The sequence below is a fragment of the Nocardiopsis alkaliphila YIM 80379 genome (genome assembly GCF_000341005.1).
In the GTDB taxonomy this organism is placed as follows: domain Bacteria; phylum Actinomycetota; class Actinomycetes; order Streptosporangiales; family Streptosporangiaceae; genus Nocardiopsis; species Nocardiopsis alkaliphila.
On sequence record NZ_ANBD01000161.1, the window covers coordinates 1 to 19,109 of the forward strand.

Annotated in this window: 18 protein-coding genes and 1 tRNA gene; 8 read left to right on the forward strand and 11 right to left on the reverse strand. The window is 65.6% G+C overall.

Annotated features, from left to right (window positions below):
- Positions 1-612 precede the first annotated feature (612 nt).
- Entirely contained in the window at positions 613-921 is a 309-nt protein-coding gene (locus D472_RS0121580; protein WP_017606531.1) for a hypothetical protein, read from the reverse strand.
- A 365-nt stretch (positions 922-1,286) separates the two neighbouring features.
- Here D472_RS0121580 and D472_RS0121585 point away from each other — a divergent pair, with 365 nt between their 5' ends.
- The 3 genes from D472_RS0121585 to D472_RS0121595 all read left to right on the forward strand — a co-directional run bounded on the left by D472_RS0121585 (position 1,287) and on the right by D472_RS0121595 (position 2,641).
- Positions 1,287-2,051, forward strand: a complete 765-nt coding sequence (locus tag D472_RS0121585) for a helix-turn-helix domain-containing protein (protein ID WP_017606532.1) — start codon at positions 1,287-1,289, stop codon at positions 2,049-2,051.
- A 167-nt stretch (positions 2,052-2,218) separates the two neighbouring features.
- Positions 2,219-2,341: a DLW-39 family protein gene (locus tag D472_RS29190; RefSeq protein ID WP_014912962.1), complete on the forward strand. Its 123-nt coding sequence runs from the start codon at positions 2,219-2,221 to the stop codon at positions 2,339-2,341.
- Between the two features lie 227 nt (positions 2,342-2,568).
- Positions 2,569-2,641: transfer RNA gene (locus D472_RS0121595), tRNA-Ala, on the forward strand.
- A gap of 167 nt (positions 2,642-2,808) precedes the next feature.
- Here the strand turns inward: D472_RS0121595 and D472_RS0121600 are convergent.
- Positions 2,809-3,807 carry an NAD(P)H-binding protein gene (locus D472_RS0121600; RefSeq protein WP_239643022.1) on the reverse strand — a complete coding sequence of 333 codons (999 nt, stop codon included), beginning with the start codon at positions 3,805-3,807 and terminating at the stop codon, positions 2,809-2,811.
- Positions 3,808-3,907: 100 nt separating this feature from the next.
- Here D472_RS0121600 and D472_RS0121605 point away from each other — a divergent pair, with 100 nt between their 5' ends.
- The 3 genes from D472_RS0121605 to D472_RS0121615 all read left to right on the forward strand — a co-directional run bounded on the left by D472_RS0121605 (position 3,908) and on the right by D472_RS0121615 (position 6,886).
- The gene (locus tag D472_RS0121605; protein WP_026117949.1) at positions 3,908-4,849 is read left to right on the forward strand and encodes a helix-turn-helix domain-containing protein; all 942 of its coding nucleotides are present in this window, start codon (positions 3,908-3,910) and stop codon (positions 4,847-4,849) included.
- Positions 4,850-5,597: 748 nt separating this feature from the next.
- Positions 5,598-5,927 carry a WhiB family transcriptional regulator gene (locus D472_RS0121610; RefSeq protein WP_017606535.1) on the forward strand — a complete coding sequence of 110 codons (330 nt, stop codon included), beginning with the start codon at positions 5,598-5,600 and terminating at the stop codon, positions 5,925-5,927.
- A 296-nt stretch (positions 5,928-6,223) separates the two neighbouring features.
- Positions 6,224-6,886 (forward strand): DUF1707 and DUF4870 domain-containing protein, encoded by a 663-nt coding sequence (locus D472_RS0121615; RefSeq protein ID WP_026117950.1) that lies wholly within the window; start codon positions 6,224-6,226, stop codon positions 6,884-6,886.
- A 47-nt stretch (positions 6,887-6,933) separates the two neighbouring features.
- On the opposite strand, the gene D472_RS0121620 is transcribed toward D472_RS0121615, so the two are convergent.
- Positions 6,934-7,518, reverse strand: a complete 585-nt coding sequence (locus tag D472_RS0121620; protein ID WP_017606537.1) for a hypothetical protein — start codon at positions 7,516-7,518, stop codon at positions 6,934-6,936.
- A 244-nt stretch (positions 7,519-7,762) separates the two neighbouring features.
- Here D472_RS0121620 and D472_RS0121625 point away from each other — a divergent pair, with 244 nt between their 5' ends.
- Entirely contained in the window at positions 7,763-8,287 is a 525-nt protein-coding gene (locus D472_RS0121625; RefSeq protein WP_017606538.1) for a peptidylprolyl isomerase, read from the forward strand.
- A 19-nt stretch (positions 8,288-8,306) separates the two neighbouring features.
- Entirely contained in the window at positions 8,307-9,206 is a 900-nt protein-coding gene (locus D472_RS0121630; RefSeq protein ID WP_193373509.1) for a rhomboid family intramembrane serine protease, read from the forward strand.
- Between the two features lie 139 nt (positions 9,207-9,345).
- Here the strand turns inward: D472_RS0121630 and D472_RS0121635 are convergent, their stop codons facing one another.
- The 8 genes from D472_RS0121635 to D472_RS0121670 form a co-directional block, all read right to left on the reverse strand.
- Positions 9,346-9,600, reverse strand: coding sequence for a cell division protein CrgA (locus D472_RS0121635; RefSeq protein ID WP_017606540.1), 255 nt, complete (start codon positions 9,598-9,600; stop codon positions 9,346-9,348).
- A gap of 225 nt (positions 9,601-9,825) precedes the next feature.
- Complete coding sequence (gene pknB, locus D472_RS0121640) at positions 9,826-11,628, reverse strand: Stk1 family PASTA domain-containing Ser/Thr kinase (protein WP_017606541.1); 1,803 nt, start codon at positions 11,626-11,628, stop codon at positions 9,826-9,828.
- A 95-nt stretch (positions 11,629-11,723) separates the two neighbouring features.
- A complete protein-coding gene (locus D472_RS0121645) occupies positions 11,724-13,247 on the reverse strand; it encodes a serine/threonine-protein kinase (RefSeq protein ID WP_017606542.1) in 1,524 nt (507 codons plus the stop codon).
- Positions 13,247-14,713, reverse strand: coding sequence for a peptidoglycan D,D-transpeptidase FtsI family protein (locus D472_RS0121650; RefSeq protein WP_017606543.1), 1,467 nt, complete (start codon positions 14,711-14,713; stop codon positions 13,247-13,249). Before D472_RS0121650 ends, D472_RS0121645 begins: the two co-directional genes overlap by 1 nt.
- Positions 14,710-16,116, reverse strand: a complete 1,407-nt coding sequence (locus D472_RS0121655; RefSeq protein ID WP_017606544.1) for an FtsW/RodA/SpoVE family cell cycle protein — start codon at positions 16,114-16,116, stop codon at positions 14,710-14,712. Before D472_RS0121655 ends, D472_RS0121650 begins: the two co-directional genes overlap by 4 nt.
- 4 nt (positions 16,117-16,120) lie before the next feature.
- Positions 16,121-17,491 carry a Stp1/IreP family PP2C-type Ser/Thr phosphatase gene (locus D472_RS0121660; RefSeq protein ID WP_017606545.1) on the reverse strand — a complete coding sequence of 457 codons (1,371 nt, stop codon included), beginning with the start codon at positions 17,489-17,491 and terminating at the stop codon, positions 16,121-16,123.
- Positions 17,488-17,982: an FHA domain-containing protein FhaB/FipA gene (locus D472_RS0121665; RefSeq protein WP_193373510.1), complete on the reverse strand. Its 495-nt coding sequence runs from the start codon at positions 17,980-17,982 to the stop codon at positions 17,488-17,490. Before D472_RS0121665 ends, D472_RS0121660 begins: the two co-directional genes overlap by 4 nt.
- A gap of 295 nt (positions 17,983-18,277) precedes the next feature.
- The gene (locus D472_RS0121670; RefSeq protein ID WP_449406506.1) at positions 18,278-19,042 is read right to left on the reverse strand and encodes an FhaA domain-containing protein; all 765 of its coding nucleotides are present in this window, start codon (positions 19,040-19,042) and stop codon (positions 18,278-18,280) included.
- Between the last annotated feature and the right edge of the window lie 67 nt (positions 19,043-19,109).

Genomic DNA, 19,109 nt, shown 5'->3' on the forward strand with positions numbered 1-19,109 from the left:
GTGGGAGAGTAGGTTGCTGCCACGGTTTTTTGTGAGGGGGGTCCGTAATACGGACCCCCCTTTTTTTGTGCCTAAAGCGCTGGATGGAGCACGCTCTGGGCCGAGGGCTCCGCGAACCCGTTCCCTTGAGGTGGTGGCGGAGCAACGAAGAACCCAGGAGCGGTGTCACCAGAATCGGGGCACTCCTATCGGTGCGACCTTGGGTTCGACCCTTTCCGCGTTCGGTGCCGGAGGGAAGTATACGTCCAGAGTCGACGAGGAAGGATGGGCTCGACTTCGGGCAGGGGTGCATGCCTGTCCACCGATGCCACGAAGAAGGCATCGGGATACGAGGAACAGCCCACGGCGGAAGTGGGCTGCTACTGAGAGCCCAGGTCCGGGGTCAGACCTGGTCGTCATCGGCCTCCGGGGCCTCGATGAGCTGCCGTAGCAGCGCAACGAAATCCTCTTCGCTCATCGTCGACCAGTCCACGTTCTCGTTCATGTTCAGCGGTTTCCCCCGAACTCTCGCTCGATAAGCCTCGGTTGGGCTCATTGCTTCGAGAAGTTCGTTGAACAGCACGTTTTCGCAGGTCGCGGCAGTGGCCGGAAGTGGACGCGGGTTCCTCTTGATCAGACTCGCTGCTGGATCGCGCTACGACACTCAGGGCAACGACAGCGCTTGTTGTATCCGGTCACACTGCCGTGTGGCAGGGAGGGGTCCCGTTGCTGAGTGAGGGTGGCGTCCAACTGGTCACCGAAGGCGGTAAGGATACGGGCGGTGGAGAAGACCTGTTTCGGGTTGATGCCCAGTTCTTGGGCTGCTTCGTCGATGTGCTTACCCATGCGGAGTTTCGCGATGAGTCGTGACCGTGTGCTCGGAGGCATCTCGGCCTCCGCGTTCGCGATCAACTGCTCTGCGTCGTCAAGCGGGTAGCTCATGGGTTTCCTCTATGTGTGCGGGCAAGGCCCGTCGAAACAGGCGCCTCAAGCATCGTACGTGCCTCACGGACCGCCCTGGCTGGGGCGGGCGAGGGCTGTGTGCCTCCTGTGGTTCGTGTGACTCCTGCACATTGAAATCCCCTCACACATCGTAACAAAGAGCCGGATTCTCTCGAGGAGGCTCTGTCTCTAATGCATCGAAACGGCTGCTGTTTCCTAGAAACGCATTGCTAGATGCTAGACAGCGTGTTTCGCTGGTGGCATAACCCGATACTCTGCGTCATTGGATCAGCGTTATGACCAGCCCCACGGTTCGCCGACGGCGACTGTCCGCAGAACTCCGCCGCCGTCGTGTTCAGGCAAGGATGACCCTCAACGACGTCGCCGAGGAGCTCGAATGGTCGCCGGCCAAGCTCGGTCACATCGAGACCGGGATCCGTAAGTGGCCGTCGGTCATGGAGGTCTCCGCCCTGCTGGAGCTGTACGGGGTCACCGGAGGCCAACGGGAAGCGATCCTGACCCTGGTGCGGGAGTCCCGCTTGCGGCCCTGGTGGACCGAATACGAGGACGTCCTGTCCTCCGCCTACGTGGGCAACGAGGCCGGGGCCATCGCGATGCGGACCTACGCGGGCATCCTCGTCCCCGACCTGCTCCAGGTGCCCGATTACACCGCTGTCGTCGCGAGGTCCCTAGGGCACGGTGACCAGGGAGCCCAACGAATGGTGGCCGCTCACCTCAAACGTCAGGAGATCCTCCTCTCGGGCTCCCTGGGCCGTTACCACGCGGTCATCGAGGAGGACGCCCTCCAGCGTGTCGCCGGGGACCTGTCCCTGTTGCGGGCCCAGGCCGACCGCATCGTCGAACTCGCCACCGAGTCCCAACACGTCACCGTGCAACTCCTGTCGACCTCCGCCGGCCCACACCCCGGGGCGGCCGGGCCCTTCTCCATCCTGGAGTTCGAGGAGGACGAGGCCGACCTCGCCTACGTCGAGTCGGCTCACGGCGGAACGATCGTCGAGTCGGAGGAAGCCGTTCGCTCTTGTCGTCGGGTTTGGGGCGAACTCACCCGGATCGCGGCCTCCCCACGGGACACGCTTGGGATCCTGCGCCGAATGGCCCTGCTGACCTGAGGGTGTAGGGCGAAAACCGATGTGATTCGGTCCACGATGGCGAGGAACGCCCGCTACGGCTTGCTAGTCTGCTAGGTGACAACCTCATAAAGTCGCTCCCGGAGACCCGCCAAGGGGCGGGTGCCCGTGTGCACGACCGGTTTTCCAACAGAGAAAGGGTCCGGACAGTGAAGAAGATCATCGTTCTGGCGCTGGTGGCCCTCGGGGCTTTCGCCGTCTACCGCAAGATCCAGGCGGACCGCGCCGAGCTCGACCTGTGGACGGAAGCCACCGCGGCCAGCGAGAGCTGATCGCGGACCCGACCGGCCACTCACAGGGGGCCGGGGGTTCCCGGGGCGGGGCGCACATCACGTGCGTCGCCCGCTATCCGCTGGTGACACGAAGACGTGGGTGGGCCGACGATCCCGTGGTGCGACCCACGGCTTTGTGCTGCGTCCGGCCCCCTGTCCCATGCACCGAACCACCTCCCGATGCGGGTATGCTCTGCATGGTGGCCGGGCCTGAGCCCGGTGCCGATGGGGCCATAGCTCAGCTGGCAGAGCGCCGGTTTTGCATACCGGAGGTCAGGGGTTCGACTCCCCTTGGCTCCACTCACACGGGGACGACCCTGCTCGCGCGCGAGCAGGGTCGTTTCGTGCTTTCCGGGGGTGCCCCGGCTCCCACGTGGTCGAGGACGGGCCAGGCGTGGTGCGGGAGCCCTGCCAAGGGTTTCGTTCACTGCCTTTGGAGAATGGGTCGGAAAGGTAGCCGGCGGCTCTCATGACGTTCGCCCGAACGTGAGATGCGCGGACAATGCCCGAAGGAAGTCGGGTGCGTCGAAAGCCTCGCCGGCAGAGGCGACACCGGTCACCCGGGCCCGTCCGCTGAGGATTCTCAGGGCCGCCTCCACGGCCAAGGGCGCGGTGACGGCGTAGATGTCTCGTCCGGTGACGAACACGTGCTCCTCCTCGTCTTTCGAGCGCACGAGGACGTCGACGAGGAAGGATTCCGCCCGTCGGTCGTCGGTAGCGGTCGGCAGGTGCGGGTCCGCCACTTCTTCGGCGGCCTCGAGCGTCATGTAGGTGGTCACTCGGGGAACGTCCACGTGGCTGGGGATGGTGACGACGTCGACCATCGAGAACTCACCGATGACTCGTCGTGGACCCAGTGGCTGGGGGAAGGGCCACTCCAGTATCGGAGGAGCGTCATCGCGATACTCCAGGTGTCCATCCTCGTGGCGGACTCGCCGGCCCTCGCGTCGACCCCGCGAAACCCGACCGGCGACCCGTGTCCCGGGGGTGGGATGCCAACCACTCAGTCCGTACGCGACGTGCACTTCGTCGGCGGCGGTCCGCTTTCCCAGGGCCGTTGTGGTCAGTAGGTCACCGAGACCACCGAAGAAGGCCATGGCGGGGATGACCGATATTCGCGCGTGGTGGGCACGGTCGGTGAAGCGTGCGAACGTGTCCTGGACCAGCTCGATCTCGGCGCTCACATCCACGTAGGAGATGCCCGTGCGCAGCGCGGCCTCGATCATCGGAGCGGCGGTCGTGGCGAAAGGCCCCGCGCAGTTGATGACGGCCTGGGCTCCGAACAGGGCACGGTCGAGGGATTCAGGATCGTCGACCGATGCGCGTCGAACCTCCAACTCCGGATGGGCCGCTCGCAACCCCGCCTCATCGCGTCCTGAGGGAAGCGGGTCCAAGCCGCGCTCCAATAACTCGCGCACCACGAATCGGCCGGTGTGCCCAGAGGCACCGAACACCGCCACCTTCATCATCGCTCCCCATACTCGCGGGTCATCTCCGTGAACATCCTGGGGGCGCTGCCTTCCCAGGGCCAGAGTCCGAAACGACAGGCCCCGTACAATTTCGGACATGAGTACTGTCGCGTTGGCGATCACCGACGGGATGCTTCACTTCGAGACGGCCATGGCCTATGAAATCTTCGGTTCGGCCCCCGCCGGGGTGACCGTCTCCTGGTACGAACTCCTTGTCTGTGGCGCTGGACCGGTCCAGGTAGGGCGCTTTCTGTTGGAGCCGGACCGAGGATTGGACCGACTGCTCCACGCCGACACGGTGCTCGTTCCGGCCTTGGCCGATGTCGACGAAGATCCGCCGGCCGCGCTGGTCGAAGCGGTCCGGGCGGCCCACGAGGCGGGGGCCCGTGTGGTCTCCCTGTGTACGGGGGCGTTCGTCCTGGCCGCCGCAGGCCTGTTGGACGGGCGGCGTGCGACCACACACTGGGCCCACACGGAGGCGATGGCCACTCGCTATCCTCGGGTGGAGGTCGACCCGGGGGTGCTCTACGTCGACGAGGGCGATGTGCTCACCTCGGCCGGTAAGGCCGCCGCCATGGACCTGTGTCTGTACCTGGTCCGTACGGACCATGGCTCGCTGGTCGCCAACACCGTCGCTCGTCGCCTGGTCGTGGCACCGCACAGGGACGGTGGTCAGGCACAATTCGTCATGGCCCCGGTGCCGTCCGAGGGAATCGTCGGCCCACTCGATGCTCTCCTGCCTTGGATGCTGGAACGGCTCGATCTTCCGTTGGGGATGGCCGAACTGGCACGCCGCGCGAACATGAGTGAACGACACCTGGGCCGTCTCTTCAGGGCGACGACTGGTACGACTCCGTCGCGATGGCTGTCGACCCAGCGGATTCGCCGGGCCCAGGAACTCTTGGAGGGTACCGACATGAGTGTGGAGGGAATCGCCGCCGCAGTGGGCATGGGCACGGCGGCGACCCTGCGCCGCCACTTCCACCGCTCGGTCGGGGTGTCTCCGAACGCTTACCGCCGTACCTTTCGTGCGGGATGATCACTCCCGGCAGCATCGACACCGACGTCCAGATGTCCGTGACGTCTAGGCGTCGGTTCGTTCCAGGGGGTATCGGCTTCTCTGCGGTGGGAGCCGCGAACCTTCTGTCAGTGGGCATTCGCGAACAATCCCGCGGTATGGGATCTAGGGCCCGATGGAATGGAGTCAGTGGGTCCTAAAGATGGGATTTTGTCAGGGTTACTAAACAGTAGTTCCATGCTTATTCGGTCGAACATCGAGCGTGCGACGCGAGGTTGCTCTGTGTGGCCGAGAGAGGGTTTCTTCTAGTTCGTTCGGGGGAGTGGGGCTCTGGGGCGTCCGGTTCGGCCAGGCCTGTCCGCGTAGGGCGAGGACCCCTTCGAATGGCGTGAAGTCGCAGGTCATTAGGGTCTTCGAGGAATGGTCAGGAGCAGACCTTTCCGGTCGTTCATTCGCTGCCGCTCCTATCACATGTAGTCACCCTCCGTGTGTGTATGATGACACTTCCTGTAGGGGCAATGGTCCTAGTGGGCCATATGAGAAATAGGCCTCTTGGGGTCTGTTGGTGAACTGGGACGATCCGTAGTTTCGACACCAACGACAAAGAGGAACCCAGCCCGCCGAAACGAACGATCCCCGAAGGCGAACCGAGCGGCCCCCCGTCCGGCTTCGCGCACCATCCTCGTACCGGCCGGGTGAATCCTCGTCCGCCGACAGCCGGTCGGCGAGTTTCGATCACCACACATGCTGATCTTGGGAGTGGGGCAACATGTGGAATGAGAAGATGGCGGCTCGTGCCAAGTGCCGTGAAATCGACCCCGACGCACTATTCGTCCAGGGTGCCGCGCAGAATCGCGCCAAGCTGATCTGTCGCGGTTGTCCGGTCCGAACCCAGTGCCTCGCCGAGGCTCTGGACAGCCGAATCGAATTCGGTGTCTGGGGCGGTATGACCGAACGTGAGCGCCGTGCCTTGTTGCGTCGGCGCAAGGACGTCACCAATTGGTACGACCTCCTCACCAGCGCAGAGAGGCGTTACCAGGAGGAACGCTCCGACAAGGAGCCGGTGAGCGGTACCCCCGCCATCGCCGTCCGACGCTGAGTACGGCCCGACCGGGGAGGGGAGCCCTGGTACGACCGTGACGAGGATGCTCGCGCGTGGCTGTGGGAGGGGCCGGGTGCGGAGCGGGGAGTAGGGTCCCGTCCATCGACGAATCGACCGAGCAGGCCCTGGGGAGGGCCGAAAGTCGGTGCCGTGTCCCCACCTTCGGGAGGAGGGCGGCTCAGGGGAGGATCAGGGACGACCCCCATACCCGTACCCGCCCTCGTGCAGCATGATGGAGGAGGGCGCGATCATCCTCGTACGGTCGAGCCCCACACAGTCTCTTGGGAGTGGGGATGTCAGAGCAGATGGGGAGGAACCCGGCACCGTGGGGGCAGAGCGGCCCCAGACCGCAGGTCCGGCTCACCCACGCGGACCGGGACGCCGTGGCGGAGGTCCTTCGTGAGGCCTATTCCACCGGTCAGCTGGAGGAAGAGGAGTTCGACGAACGGCTCGACCAGGCCATGCGGGCCAAGGTGGCCTCGGAACTCGTCCCGCTGACGGAGGACCTCGGGGTCAGCGGGTTCGACGAGAGCAGGTTCCAGGGTCAAAGCCGGGGCGAACGGGGTCGTTTCCGTGGTCGAGGCGGGCGTGGCCCCAATGATCTGCGCGATCTCAGGACCGACAATCCGGTCGAGAAGGTCGGGGCGGGTCTGAGCCACGCGTCCGCGTTCTTCTTTCCCCTGCTCGGTCCGTTGCTGGTCCTGCTGGTCAGTCCGAATAGTTCGTCCTTCATGCGTAGGCACGCTCTGGAGGCGCTGAACTTCCAGCTCTACTGGCTGGTCGCCATGATCGTCACGGCGGTGGCGTCGGTCCTCATCCTGCCGATCCTGTTGTTGCTGGCGGTGGCCTTCGGCGGACTCGTCCTACCGATCATCGGGGCCGCCACCAACATCATGGGTAAGGGCTGGCGCTATCCGCTGACCTACCGCTTCATCAAGGACGATGAAGGGGAGTGAGCCCTTCGGGTTCGAGGAGTGATGCTCGAACCCGAAGGGGCGGGGGCTCACTTGCCGGGGCGCCCGTTCTCCTGAGCACGGTTGCCATTACCGGTGGCGCGAACCTTCTCCTTCGTCTTGGTGTCCTTGGCCGCCTCGGCGGCGTCGTCCGCTACCTGCGCGGCCTTCTCCTGCAGGTTGTCGCGGGTCTCACGGACCTGTTCCCGAGCCTGGTCCAGGTGTTCCTGCCACTCGGCGTCCTGGGAGGCCTGGCGCAGCCGGATGAGCGAGTAGACGATCACACCGCCCACCAGGGCGGCACCACCGATCACGATGCCACGAGGGATCCGACCGCCGCCCTTGCGGAACACTCCCAGACCCTGGCGGGTGGGCTTGGGGTCGATCCGCTGCGCGGCGTTGGTCAGCATTCCGGCCACACGCGGTGCGACGGTGTCCTCGACCCGCTGCGCGGCCGTCTCCAAACGGGGAGCGGTCCAACCACGGGCCTGGAGGAGCGTCAGGGCGGCCTGGTCCCGAGCCTGGTCGGCGTAGGGGCCAAGGCGGTCGGCCTGATCCTTGGCCAGGTCCTGTAGGCGTGCGAGGGTGATCTCCGCCTCCTTGCGTGCCTTGCGACGCTTGGCAGTGATAGGCACGTCGTCAGCTCCTTAAATCGTTGTCACCGGTTCGTACGGCATCCCATCCGGTGCCCGATACGTCAGGCCACGGAGGGCGTTGTTCGTCGTCCCTACCCCGTTACTCGGGTGTTATCTCAACATACGTCCTCTGCGTCTGTGATCTACGTTTCGACACCGTCCAGGCCCGTCGGATCTCCGACGAAGCGCGACGAAGGGAGGGGTAACGTGATCACGTAATCTCACTCGAACGAAAGGCACTGAGGTGTCGGACTCCACGGGTCAGCCCACCGCGCGGCTGAACACCTCCAAGGGAACCATCGTCGTCAAGCTGTTCGAGGAGCAGGCACCCGAGACGGTCGCCAACTTCATCGGCCTGGCCGATGGCTCCAAACAGTGGATGGGCCCCGCCACGGGCAAGCCGTCCAACAACAGTCTCTACGAAGGCACGATCTTCCACCGTGTCATCGACGGCTTCATGATCCAGGGTGGCGACCCGCTGGGCACCGGTCGTGGTGGCCCGGGTTACACCTTCAAGGACGAGATCCACCCGAGCCTGCGTTTCGACCGCCCGTTCCTGTTGGCCATGGCCAACGCCGGCCCGGGCACCAACGGTTCGCAGTTCTTCATCACCGTCACCGAGCCCAACTGGCTCGACGGCCGCCACACCATCTTCGGTGAGGTGGTCGAGGGTGCTGACGTCGTCACCGCGATCAGCAAGGTCGACACCGACGCTCAGGACCGTCCGCGTGAGGACGTGGTGGTCAACAGCGTCGAGGTCACCCGCTAGAAGGAGTGAACAGCCGCCCATGGCCGCATATCCCCCGCCCCCTGGGGCCTCCTCGGACCCTGGAACACCGCGCACCTGTTACCGGCACACCGATCGGGAGACCGGTGTCGGTTGCACCCGGTGTGGAAACCCGATCTGTCCCGACTGCATGGTCGAGGCGTCCGTCGGGTTCCAGTGTCCGTCCTGCGTCGCGGAGGGGAACCGCGGGGTGCGGTCCGGCCGGACCACCTTCGGGGGCAAGGTCGTCGTCAAGCCGTACGTGAGCTGGACCATCCTGGTCATGATGGTGGTCGGTTTCGTCCTCCAACTGGGTACCTCCGACCCCATCGGTCAGGCCACGAGGTCGCCGTTGGTCTCGATGTTCAGCATGTGGGGGGCCGGTGCCGTCCTCTACGGTGAGTGGTACCGGCTCATCACCGCGGCCTTCCTGCACGGCGGGATCTTCCACCTGCTGTTCAACGGGTACGCGATGTTCATCCTGGGGCCGCAACTGGAACGGTGGCTGGGCCATGGGCGGTTCCTCGCCCTGTGGATCCTGGGTGCCCTGTCCGGTTCGGTGCTCAGTCTCATCGCCGCGCCCGCCCAACCGTCGGTGGGTGCTTCCGGTGCGATCTTCGCCCTCTTCGGCGCGGTGTTCGTGATCGGCCGAAGCCTGCGGCTGGACATGCGGATGATCATGGTCCTGCTGGTACTCAACCTCGGGATCACCTTCCTGGTCCCCGCCATCTCTTGGACCGCGCACATCGGGGGTCTGGTCGGGGGTCTGGTGATCGGTGCGATCTTCGCCCACCTGCCGGGACGATCCGTCAAAGGGGCGCGTCGCACCGTGGTGCACACGTTGCTTCTCGCGGCCTTCGCCGTCTTGTTGGTGATCCTGTCTCTGACGGGTCCACGGCTGTGGGGGCTCTTCCTCGGCTGAACCCGCTCGTACTCATCAGGCCCCCGGGACCGCAGGTTCCGGGGGCCTTCGCATGCCTCAGGCGATGACGGGTCCGAACACACGAACAGAGTCGTCCACGGGCCGTGGACGACTTCGTGGCCGGCTCAGGGGTGGGAGGTCAGTGCCAGCGTGTCGACAGGATGACGGCGATGATGATGCCGCTGAATCCGATCAGCAGGTTCCAGTTGTGCAAGTCCTGCATGTACGGGACGTAGGAGCCCGCGATGTAGTAGACGCCGATCCAGAGGATGCCCAGGATGAAGAAGCCCAGCATCGTCGGCACCAGCCAGCGAGGACTGACCTTCGGCTGCTCTTTGGAAGGAGGCGGCGTGTAAACGGCCTTCTTCTTGCGATCGTTGCGGGACTTGGGCACGGTCGCTGCTCCAGGATGTGGGGCGGTCGGAAAACGAATCCTCAGTCTATGCCCAGGGCGGTGCGGGCGTCACCGTCGGGAAGGTCCCGAAAACCCAACGGTCCCGTATACACGCCGAGGGCCGCACCCGATCATGAACCGGACCTCGGGAGCGGAACCGATTTCTCGGTCCAACTTCCGGGAAGCGGTGCGATCAGGGGTGCGGCCCCCGGTACACGTCTTCGATCAACGGCGAGGAAGGACGAAGCCATCCTCCGGCGGTCCCGGCGGCCCGGGCACCTCCGGGTCCGTTGGCGGCTCCGGATCGGTGGGCGGCTCCGGAACGGTGGGTTCCTCGGGTTCGGTGGGCTCCTCCTCCGGGGCGGTCGCGAGGGTCACGGTCACCGTGGTACCCGCGTTCACGGTCTGGCCGGCCGAGGGAGACTGGTCGATGACGGTGTTCTCGGCTGCGTCCGCGCTCTCCTGCTCTTGGAACTCGGCGTTCAGGCCGGCCTGGTCGAGAGCGTTCTGCGCCTGGTCGCGGTTCATGTTCTGCAGGTCCGGCACCGTCACCTGGTCGGGCCCTGAAGAGATGTGCAAGGTGATCTCCTCGTCCGGAGCGACCTCGTTGCCCGCGGAGGGATCGGTGCCGATCGCGTTGCCCTGGGCCACCGTTTCGTGTGCCCTGGACTCGGTGGTGACGTTCTCGAAACCGGCGTCCCTCAGGGTGGTCTGTGCCTCGGACTCGCTCTGTCCGTCGACGCTGGGGATCTCCAGCGCGTCGGGGCCGGAGGAGACCACGATGGTGATCGAGCCGTCGACCGGGGTCTGGACCCCCGCTGCGGGGTCGGTCTCGATGACCGTGCCCTCTTCGACGTCCTCATCGGCCTGGGTGTCGATGGTGACGTTCTCGAAGCCCGCGCTCCCCAGCTCCGACTCGGCCTCTTCCTGGGACATACCGGCCACGTCGGGGACGGCGACCTCCTCGATGTCCGGGCCGCCTAGGTTCATCAGGAAGAAGACCAGGCCGATCGAGGCGATGACGCCGAGAGCGAGTAGGACCCACAGGGCCGTCTTTCCGGCACCGCCCTTCTTCTCGTCCTGGTAGTCGTCGTAATCGTCATAGTCGCCGTAGGGATCGTTCGCTGCCGGAGGCAGGGCCGTGGTCGCCCCGGCCGCCGCCATCGCCATGGTGCCCGCCTGGGTGGGCATACCGGCCAGGCCACGCTGGATGTCGGCGCGCATCTCCGCGGCGTTCTGGTAGCGCTCCTCGCGGTCCTTGGTCATCGCGCGAAGGGTGATGTCCTCCAACCACTCCGGGACCTGCGGATCCACCTCGGACGGTGGGACCGGGTCCTCACGGACGTGCTGGTAGGCGATGGAGACGGGAGAATCACCGGTGAAGGGAGGACGGCTGGTGAGAAGCTCGTACAACACGCACCCGGTGGAGTAGATGTCACTGCGCGGGTCCACGCGTTCCCCGCGCGCCTGCTCCGGAGACAGGTACTGGGCGGTACCGATGACCTGTGACGTTTGCGTCATCGTCGCCTGGTCGTCGCTCATGGACCGCGCGATACCGAAGTCCATCACCTTGACATCGGCGTTACGGGTCAACATGACGTTCGCCGGCTTGATGTCCCGGTGCACGATCCCGTTGTCGTGGCTGTATTCGAGCGCCTTGAGGATGCCGTCGACGAGTTCCGCCGAACGTTCCGGAAGCAACTTGCGATCGTCGTCGAGAAGTTCCTTGAGGGTTCGACCGTCCACGTACTCCATGACGATGTACGGGAGAGAGACCCCGTCGACCATGTCCTCGCCGGTGTCGTACACCGCGATGATCGCCGGATGGTTCAGGGAGGCCGCGGACTGTGCCTCCCGACGGAACCTCGCCTGGAAGACGTGGTCGCGGGCCAGGTCGTGTCGGAGCGTCTTGACCGCCACGAGACGGTCCAGTCGTAGGTCACGTGCGCGGTGTACCTCGGCCATGCCACCGCGCCCGACAACCGTGTCGAGTTCGTAGCGTCCGCCGAGGAGCCGGGGCTGGGACATGTCGTGTACTAATCCTCGTGTCTTCCGGTACCGGCCGGCAGGCCGATACCTAACCTGAGCGTTTCTCGCTCATTGCATGGTCACGGCTCGTGGTCTCAGTTTCCTCCGTCGGACGAGCCCCCACCCCCGCCCCCGTTACCGCCACCGTTACCCGGAGGCGTGCCGGGGTTCTCGTCGCCGCCGCCACCGCCATCGCCGCCGCCATCGCCACCACCGTCTCCGGGATTCTCACCACCACCGGGTTCCTCTTCCACTGGACCATCGGTGCCGTCGTCCTCGGGCTGGTCGGGTTCGGACTCACCCTCACCGGGCTCGAGGCTTTCGGTGTCCTCCCAGTGCTGCGGCGGTGGCGTCCACTCGGGGACCTGTGGGTTCGGGGCTTGGGGCTCCGGCTCCTCGGCCTCCTTCGGCTCTTCGCTCGGGGTAGGAGAAGGGGACTCGTTCGTGACCGCGGGCGGGTTGCTGTTGTTGACCGGCTCGTTGTCGTTGTTGCCCATCATGAACCCGGCCACCGCGGCACCCGCGATCAGGACGGTCGCGGCGACGGCCGCGAGCACGACCGGAGCCTTGACCCGACTCCCGGATCCCGGTGCTTCCACGCGCTCAACGGGGGCGCCACCCTGAACAGGGGGGACGGCGTTCTGCCCGGTGGTTCCGTGCACCTGGTTCGAAGCGCCGCTGAGCGGGCCGGTGTCCGGAACGGTACCGACCACCCGGGTCTGCGCCATGCCGTCGAAACCGGTGGATGGAGTGGGTGGACCGGTACCCGCGTTGGACCGGATCACCGCGGCCAGGTGCGCGACCTCACCGGCGGAAGCAGGTCGGTCCTCGGGGTCCTTCTCCAACAGTGAGAAGACGAGGTCGTCGATGTCGGTCGGCACGTGTTCGGGCAACGAAGGCGGGTCGTCACGAGTGTGCGCCAGGGCCAGTGCCACCGGGCTGTCCCCGGTGAAGGGCGGCTGGCCGGCCAGACACTCGTAGGCCACCACACCCAGCGCGTACAGGTCCGAGGCCGCGCTGGCGGGACGTCCCGAAGCCTGCTCCGGCGAGATGTACTGGGCCGTGCCCATGACCATGCCGGTCTGGGTGAGGGTGACCGACATGTCTCCACGGGCGATACCGAAGTCGGTCAGCTTCAACCGACCGTCCTCGGTCACCAGGAGGTTGCCCGGCTTGATGTCACGGTGCACCACACCACGGGCGTGTGCCGCGGCCAGGGCCTTGGCGGCTTGGCACACGAAGTCGAGGGTTTGATCGGCGCTCAACCGCCCCTGCTCCCGCAACACCTGGGAGAGGGGTTCGCTGTCCACCAATTCCATGATCAGGAAGGCGCGCCCGTCCTCCTCGCCGTAGTCGTAGACCTGGGCGATACCCGGATGGGACAGGCCGGCGGTGATCCGCCCCTCGGTGCGGAAGCGTTCACGCGCCGTCGGCTCGGCCATCTGGGCCGGATGCAGCAACTTCACCGCCACCGAGCGGTTGAGCAGGGTGTCGGTCGCCCGCCACACGGTGCCCATACCACCGGAGCCGATCTGCTCTTCCAAGCGGTAACGGTCGCTCAGAACGGCCCCGGTGAGATCACCGGGACCGTTTCGAGAAGACGGTTCGTAGGCGTTCACTACAGAACCACTGCCTCCATCATGTTGCGCGCGATCGGCGCGGCCAGGGAACCACCGCTGCCGCCACCATGTTCGATGACGACCGCTACGGCGATCTGTGGGTCGTTGGCCGGAGCGAATCCGATGAACCAGTTGTGGGTCCCCAGGTCGCCACCGGTCTCGGCGGTACCGGTCTTGCCAGCGACGTCCACACCTTGGATCGCGGCGTTGGTGCCGGACCCGTCCGGGCCGGTCACCAGGACCATCATGTCCGTCAGCGCGGACGCGGTGCTGGCGCTCGTGGCCTGGGAGTAGACCTCGGGTGTGGTCTGGGTGACGACGCTGCGGTCGGAGTCACGCACCGAGTCCACCAGGTACGGGCGCATGACCTCACCGGAGTTGGCCACACCGGCGGCGACCATCGCCATCTGCAGTGGAGTCGCCTCCACGTTGGATTGGCCGATGCCCGCGCGACCCAGGATGTTTCGGTCCTCCTCGACCGGGGCCTTGCTCGGCGTCACTCTCAGCGGAACGGTCAACGGCTCCGCGTCCTCCCGCTCCTGGGGGACGAAACCGAACGCTTCGGCCTGGTCGGCCAGAGCCTGGCCGCCCATTTCGATCGCCCAGTTCGCCATCGAGGTATTACAGGAGATCTGGATCGAATGCGCCAGGGTGTCGGGATCCCCACCGTTGCACGTACCGCCCGGAGTGGCGTTGGGCAGCGGCAGACCCAACTCCAGGACGTCCGGAGCGTCCATGGTGCTGTCCGGGCCCGCGTCCAGATGTTCCATGGCCGCGGCGGCGGTCACGATCTTGAACGTCGAACCCGGGGCGTAGCGTTCGTTGAGGGCTCGGTTGAGCAACGGCTGGTTCCCGTCGGCCTCCAACTCGCCATAGTTCTGCACGGCCTGCTCGCCCTCGGAAATGCTCACGACGTCGTTGGCGTCATAGGAGGGGTAGGAGACCGCGCCGAGGATGGCGCCGGTGTTCGGCTCGATGGCGACGGCGGCACCGTTCATGCCCAGGTCTTGGAAACCGTTGAACCCGGCCTTTTGCACCTCCGGGTCGATGGTCAACTCGACTCGTGCGCCCTCGGGCTCCCGACCGGTGATGATGTCGCGGAAGTTGCGTACCGCCAACCGGTCGTCGGTACCGTCCAACAGGCTGTTCTCGGTGCTCTCGATGCCGGAGGCGCCATAACTGCGGAAGGATCCGACCACCGGGGTGTACAACGGTCCGTCGGTGTACACCCGCTGGTAACGCGGTTGGTCGTTCTCACCGGAGACGTCCTCCGAATAGGCGACGTTCTCCCCACCGATGACGATCGGTCCCCGCTGCTCGGTGAGCCTCTCGGAGTACTGGCGTCGGTTCAGCGGATCGTCGCGGATGGCCTCGGCCTGGAAGCCCTGGATCCAGGTGAGCTGGAGCATCAGGACACCGAACAGGAGCATGGCGAAGACGCTGAGGCGTCGGATGGGTGTGTTCATCGTCGGATCACCTGGGTGGCCCCCTCGTCCTGGATGGCCTGCGGGGCGGGTCGCCGTGCGTTGTCACTCATTCTGAGCAACAGGCCGATCATGAGCCAACTGGCCATCAACGCCGATCCACCCGCTGCCAGGAAAGGCGTGGTCATACCGGTCAGGGGGATGGTGCGGGTCAGCCCGCCGAGCACCACGAACACCTGGAAACACATGACGAAGGCGATGCCACTGGCCAGCATCTTGATGAACAGTTCTCGGGAGGCCAACGCCACGCGCATGCCACGTTGCACCAAGAGGAAGATCACGATCAAGATGGTCATGATTCCGGTGAGACCCAGGTCTTCGGCCAGGGAGGCGAAGATGAAGTCGCTGTCCGCGGCGAAGATGTGGTGCGCTTGGCCGCCACCGAATCCGGTGCCGAACAGACCGCCGTACGCCATGCCGATGATCCCCTGGACCAACTGCTGGCTACCGCCCAGACGTTCGTAGACCTCGGGCTCGAAGGCGTGGAACCAGATGTCCACGCGCTGACGGAAGTGCCAGAAGACCCGCATCGCCAGTGCGGCCGCACCGACGAACACGGTGACCCCGATGATCACCCAGGACGAACGCTGGGTGGCCACGTACAGCATCGCCAGGAAGGTGCCGAAGAGCAACAGCGAGGTCCCGAGGTCCTTGGTGATGACCAGCAGACCGATCGCCGCGACCCAGCCGACGACCATGGGCATGAAGTCACGAGCACGCGGTAGGTCCAGGATCTTGAACCTGCCGACCTTGATCGACTTGGCCGCCAGGGAGAGCACCTGGCGTTTGGTGACCAGATACGAGGACAGGAAGATCACCAAGGCGATCTTCGCGAACTCGGAGGGCTGCATCGTGAAGGGACCGACGCCGATCCATCGACGGGCGCCGTACTCGCTGATACCCAGACCGGGCACCATCGGCAGCGCGATCATGATGATCGCGACCAGGGCGCTGACGTAGGTGTAACGCTGCAGGACCCGCGGTTCCTTCAGGAAGAACAGCAAGGCGATGCACAGCACCATGCCGACCGCGGTCCACACCAGCTGCATACCGATGCCGGCGTGTTCGATGTCGCCGGAGTCCGCCGCGTCCAGCCGCCAGATCATGGCGACACCGATGCCGTTGAGGAACAACGCGCACGGCAGGATCAACGGGTCCGCGTACGGGGCGATGAAGCGTAGGGCCACGTGGGTGGCCAGCGCCAGGGCGCCGAAGATGAGGCCGTACCCCCACGTCGCGCCCGGGACCTGACCGTTGAGGTTCAAGCCGGCGACCGCCATCGCACTCATCATGATGACGACGGTGAGAACGACCAACACCAGTTCGGCGTTGCGACGCTTGACCGGTGGCAGGGCGGTGGGAGCCTCAGAGGTGGTGGAGCTCACAGGGTCACCCCGATTCCTCGGTCTCGGTCTCCTGCTCGACCTCGGACCGGCCCGCGGTGACCGCTCGTTCCTCCAGGTCCGCGATCACCGCCTGGGCGGTCTCGAGACTATCGACCTCGATGTTGCTCTCGAGGTCCTCCCTATCGGTGGGAACGAGCGCCTCCACCTCGAGCTCGGTACCCTCTATCTCTTCCGACAGGTCCATTCCCGCGATGTTGGTGTCGATTCCCTGGTAGACGCTGACGGTGCGACCGTCGGAGGAGACACCCACGTAGTACTGGTCCTCGACGTATTGGCGTCCGAAGTAGTAGCCGCCACCGGCGATCGCGCCGACCACGAGGACGAAGACGAGCAGGATCGGCCACCAACTCCGCCTGCGGTACTCGGGCTCTGGGGAGCGGCCACGGGAGGCGTGCGCGTCGTGGTCGTCGTAGGACTGCTCTTGGTAGGGAGAGTCGTACGGCTCGGCCGGGGCCGAGCCGGGGATCTCCTCTTGGATGGGGTCCATCTCGGCGGTGTCACCGCCGTTACCGCGCAATTCCTGCGCCCGTCTGGCCGGGCTCGTCTCGTTCGGCCCCGTCGACACCTCACGCTGGTCCGCGGCGCCCACCGTCTGGGTGCCCTGGGTGGGCCCCTCTCGGTCGGTGTCCGTCTCGATGACGTCCGCGACCACGGCGGTGATGTTGTCCGGTCCGCCGCCACGGATGGCCAGCTCGATCAGCTTCTTGGCGGCCGAACGCGGGTCGCTCTCGGCCGCCAGGGTCTCGTGGATGGTTTTCTTGCTGACCACCCCGGACAACCCGTCGGAGCACAACAGGTAGCGGTCACCGACCTTGGCCCGGCTGATGGAGATGTCCGGGTCGACCGGGGTCTTGCCGTCCAAGGCGCGCAGGATCAGTGATCGCTGCGGGTGGGTGGCGACCTCCTCCTCGGTGATCTTGCCCTCGTCCACGAGGGTCTGCACCAAGGTGTGGTCATGAGTGATCTGCTCGAATCGGGAACCCCGCATCAGGTAGGCGCGCGAGTCACCGATGTGGATCAGAGCGACCTGGGAACCCGACCACAGCATCGCGGTCAGTGTGGTCCCCATGTTCTCCAGCCGGGGTTCCTGCCGAATTCGGATGGCGAGGGACTCATTGGCCTTCTCGACGGCGCGTTGCAGCACGTCGGCCATTTCCTCGGCCCGAGGGTCGTCGAGCGTGTCCAGATCACGAAGCGAGGAGATCGCGATGGAGCTGGCCACCTCGCCGCCCGCGTAACCGCCCATGCCGTCGGCCACCGCGAGGAGGTGTTGACCGGCGTAACCGGAGTCTTCATTGCCTTCGCGGAGGCATCCTACGTCGGAGTACGCCGCGTATCGGAGAGCGATTGTCATTTGCGCAGTTCCAGGACGGTTTTGCCGATACGGATGGGCTGACCCACCGTGATGGGCTGAGGGCGATTCAGCTTCTGCTGGCCGAGGTAGGTGCCGTTCGTGGAGTTCAGGTCCTCGACGAACCAGCGGCCGTTGTCGGAGTACACACGCGCGTGGCGACCCGACGCGTAGTCATCGGTGATGACCAGGGTGGAGTCGGGAGCGCGTCCGATGAGGATGGGCTGGGAGGCCAGGTTGACGGTGGCACCCGACAACGGGCCCTGGGTCACGGCCAAGACCGTGGGCTCGTTACGGGCGGCACGCTTGGGGCGCCCCTGGGAGGAGGCCGAGCGCCGGGGGGCCGAACGCGGGGCCGGTCGCGGCTTCTTGCGGGGCTTCTTCTTCCTCTGACCGAAGAGGTCCGTGCTGATGACGCCGACCGCCATGAGGACGAACAGCCAAAGCACCGCGAGATACGCGATCTTGATCAATATGAGGGTCAAGTTGGACATCGAACTGCTCTTCAGCCCCTGTCGTGCTTCGGCCGGGGTGGCGGTCATCGGCGCCGCCACCGTGTCTGCCCCACCTTCGGGTCGGTGAGTCCAGGTCGCTGGGTCCGTGGCCTGGTCGGCCGCGGCCATTGTGCCCGATCGGTCAGGTCTTCGCGGAGACTACCCTCCCGGCCGGATATCCGACAGCGGGTCCGTTATCGGTCCCTCGCCGGACTTCGACCTGTCAGACGCCGAACCGACGTTGTTGGTTGCGGCCCGGAGAGGATCGGCTCCCCGGCCCGCCGGAGAAATCCGGTCAGTCCCGGCGGAACGTCATCGTGGTACGACCCAGACTGATCCGGGTGCCGTCCACGAGACGAGCCTGCCTGACCTGTTGGCCGTTGACGAAGGTCCCGTTGGTGGAACCCTTGTCCTCCAGGATGACGTCGTCGCCGTCCACGCGGATCTCCACGTGGTGCCGGGAGACACCGTTGTCCACCAGGCGGAGATCACAGTCGGTGCCACGGCCCAACAGAGTGACCGGGGTGGTCAACTCGAAGGACTGCTGCATGCCCTGGCTCGCGATGTTGCCCTCGGCCGTCGCGCCACCCGGGGAGATGAGAAGACGAGGTCGACCCGCCTGGCGCTGCGCCGCGCCCGGGGCCGGATCGCCCACCGGCTGGCGGAGCTCCCCACCCTCGACCAGGCTGCCTCGAATCACACCGGAACGAATCCGGAACCGGCCCGTCTTCAAACCGTCATCCGAGCGGAATTGCACCCGCACCGGTCCGACGAACGAATAACCCTGCTCCGTGGCGTAGTCACGAGCCAGCTTCGAAAGCTCTTGGCCCAGACTGTCGGCGTAGACCTCCAGGCGTTCCTTGTCGCTGGCCGACAACTCGACGATGAAGTCGTTCGGGACCAAGGTCCGTCCCTGAGCGACGATCGCGGCCCGCTCGTCCATCTCTCGCTGAACGGCGCTCGCGACCTCGACCGGCTGGAGCTCCGATTTGAAGGCCATCGCGAAGGTGCCTTCGATCATGCCCTCAAGCCTGCGCTCGAAGCGTTGGAGCACTCCCACGAGGTACCTCCCTTTGTACTCCACTCCGTATGTGTAGACGATCGTAACCGGGCCAAGGTGCCCCTGG

Excerpts from the sequence above, each read along its gene's own strand:
- D472_RS0121580 (WP_017606531.1), bottom strand. The coding sequence starts at position 921 with ATGAGCTACCCGCTTGACGACGCAGAGCAGTTGATCGCGAACGCGGAG.
- D472_RS0121585 (WP_017606532.1), top strand. The coding sequence starts at position 1,287 with ATGACCCTCAACGACGTCGCCGAGGAGCTCGAATGGTCGCCGGCCAAG.
- D472_RS0121600 (WP_239643022.1), bottom strand. The coding sequence starts at position 3,807 with ATGAAGGTGGCGGTGTTCGGTGCCTCTGGGCACACCGGCCGATTCGTG.
- D472_RS0121605 (WP_026117949.1), top strand. The coding sequence starts at position 3,908 with ATGAGTACTGTCGCGTTGGCGATCACCGACGGGATGCTTCACTTCGAG.
- D472_RS0121610 (WP_017606535.1), top strand. The coding sequence starts at position 5,598 with ATGTGGAATGAGAAGATGGCGGCTCGTGCCAAGTGCCGTGAAATCGAC.
- D472_RS0121615 (WP_026117950.1), top strand. The coding sequence starts at position 6,224 with ATGTCAGAGCAGATGGGGAGGAACCCGGCACCGTGGGGGCAGAGCGGC.
- D472_RS0121630 (WP_193373509.1), top strand. The coding sequence starts at position 8,307 with ATGGCCGCATATCCCCCGCCCCCTGGGGCCTCCTCGGACCCTGGAACA.
- pknB (WP_017606541.1), bottom strand. The coding sequence starts at position 11,628 with ATGTCCCAGCCCCGGCTCCTCGGCGGACGCTACGAACTCGACACGGTT.
- D472_RS0121650 (WP_017606543.1), bottom strand. The coding sequence starts at position 14,713 with ATGAACACACCCATCCGACGCCTCAGCGTCTTCGCCATGCTCCTGTTC.
- D472_RS0121660 (WP_017606545.1), bottom strand. The coding sequence starts at position 17,491 with ATGACAATCGCTCTCCGATACGCGGCGTACTCCGACGTAGGATGCCTC.
- D472_RS0121665 (WP_193373510.1), bottom strand. The coding sequence starts at position 17,982 with ATGTCCAACTTGACCCTCATATTGATCAAGATCGCGTATCTCGCGGTG.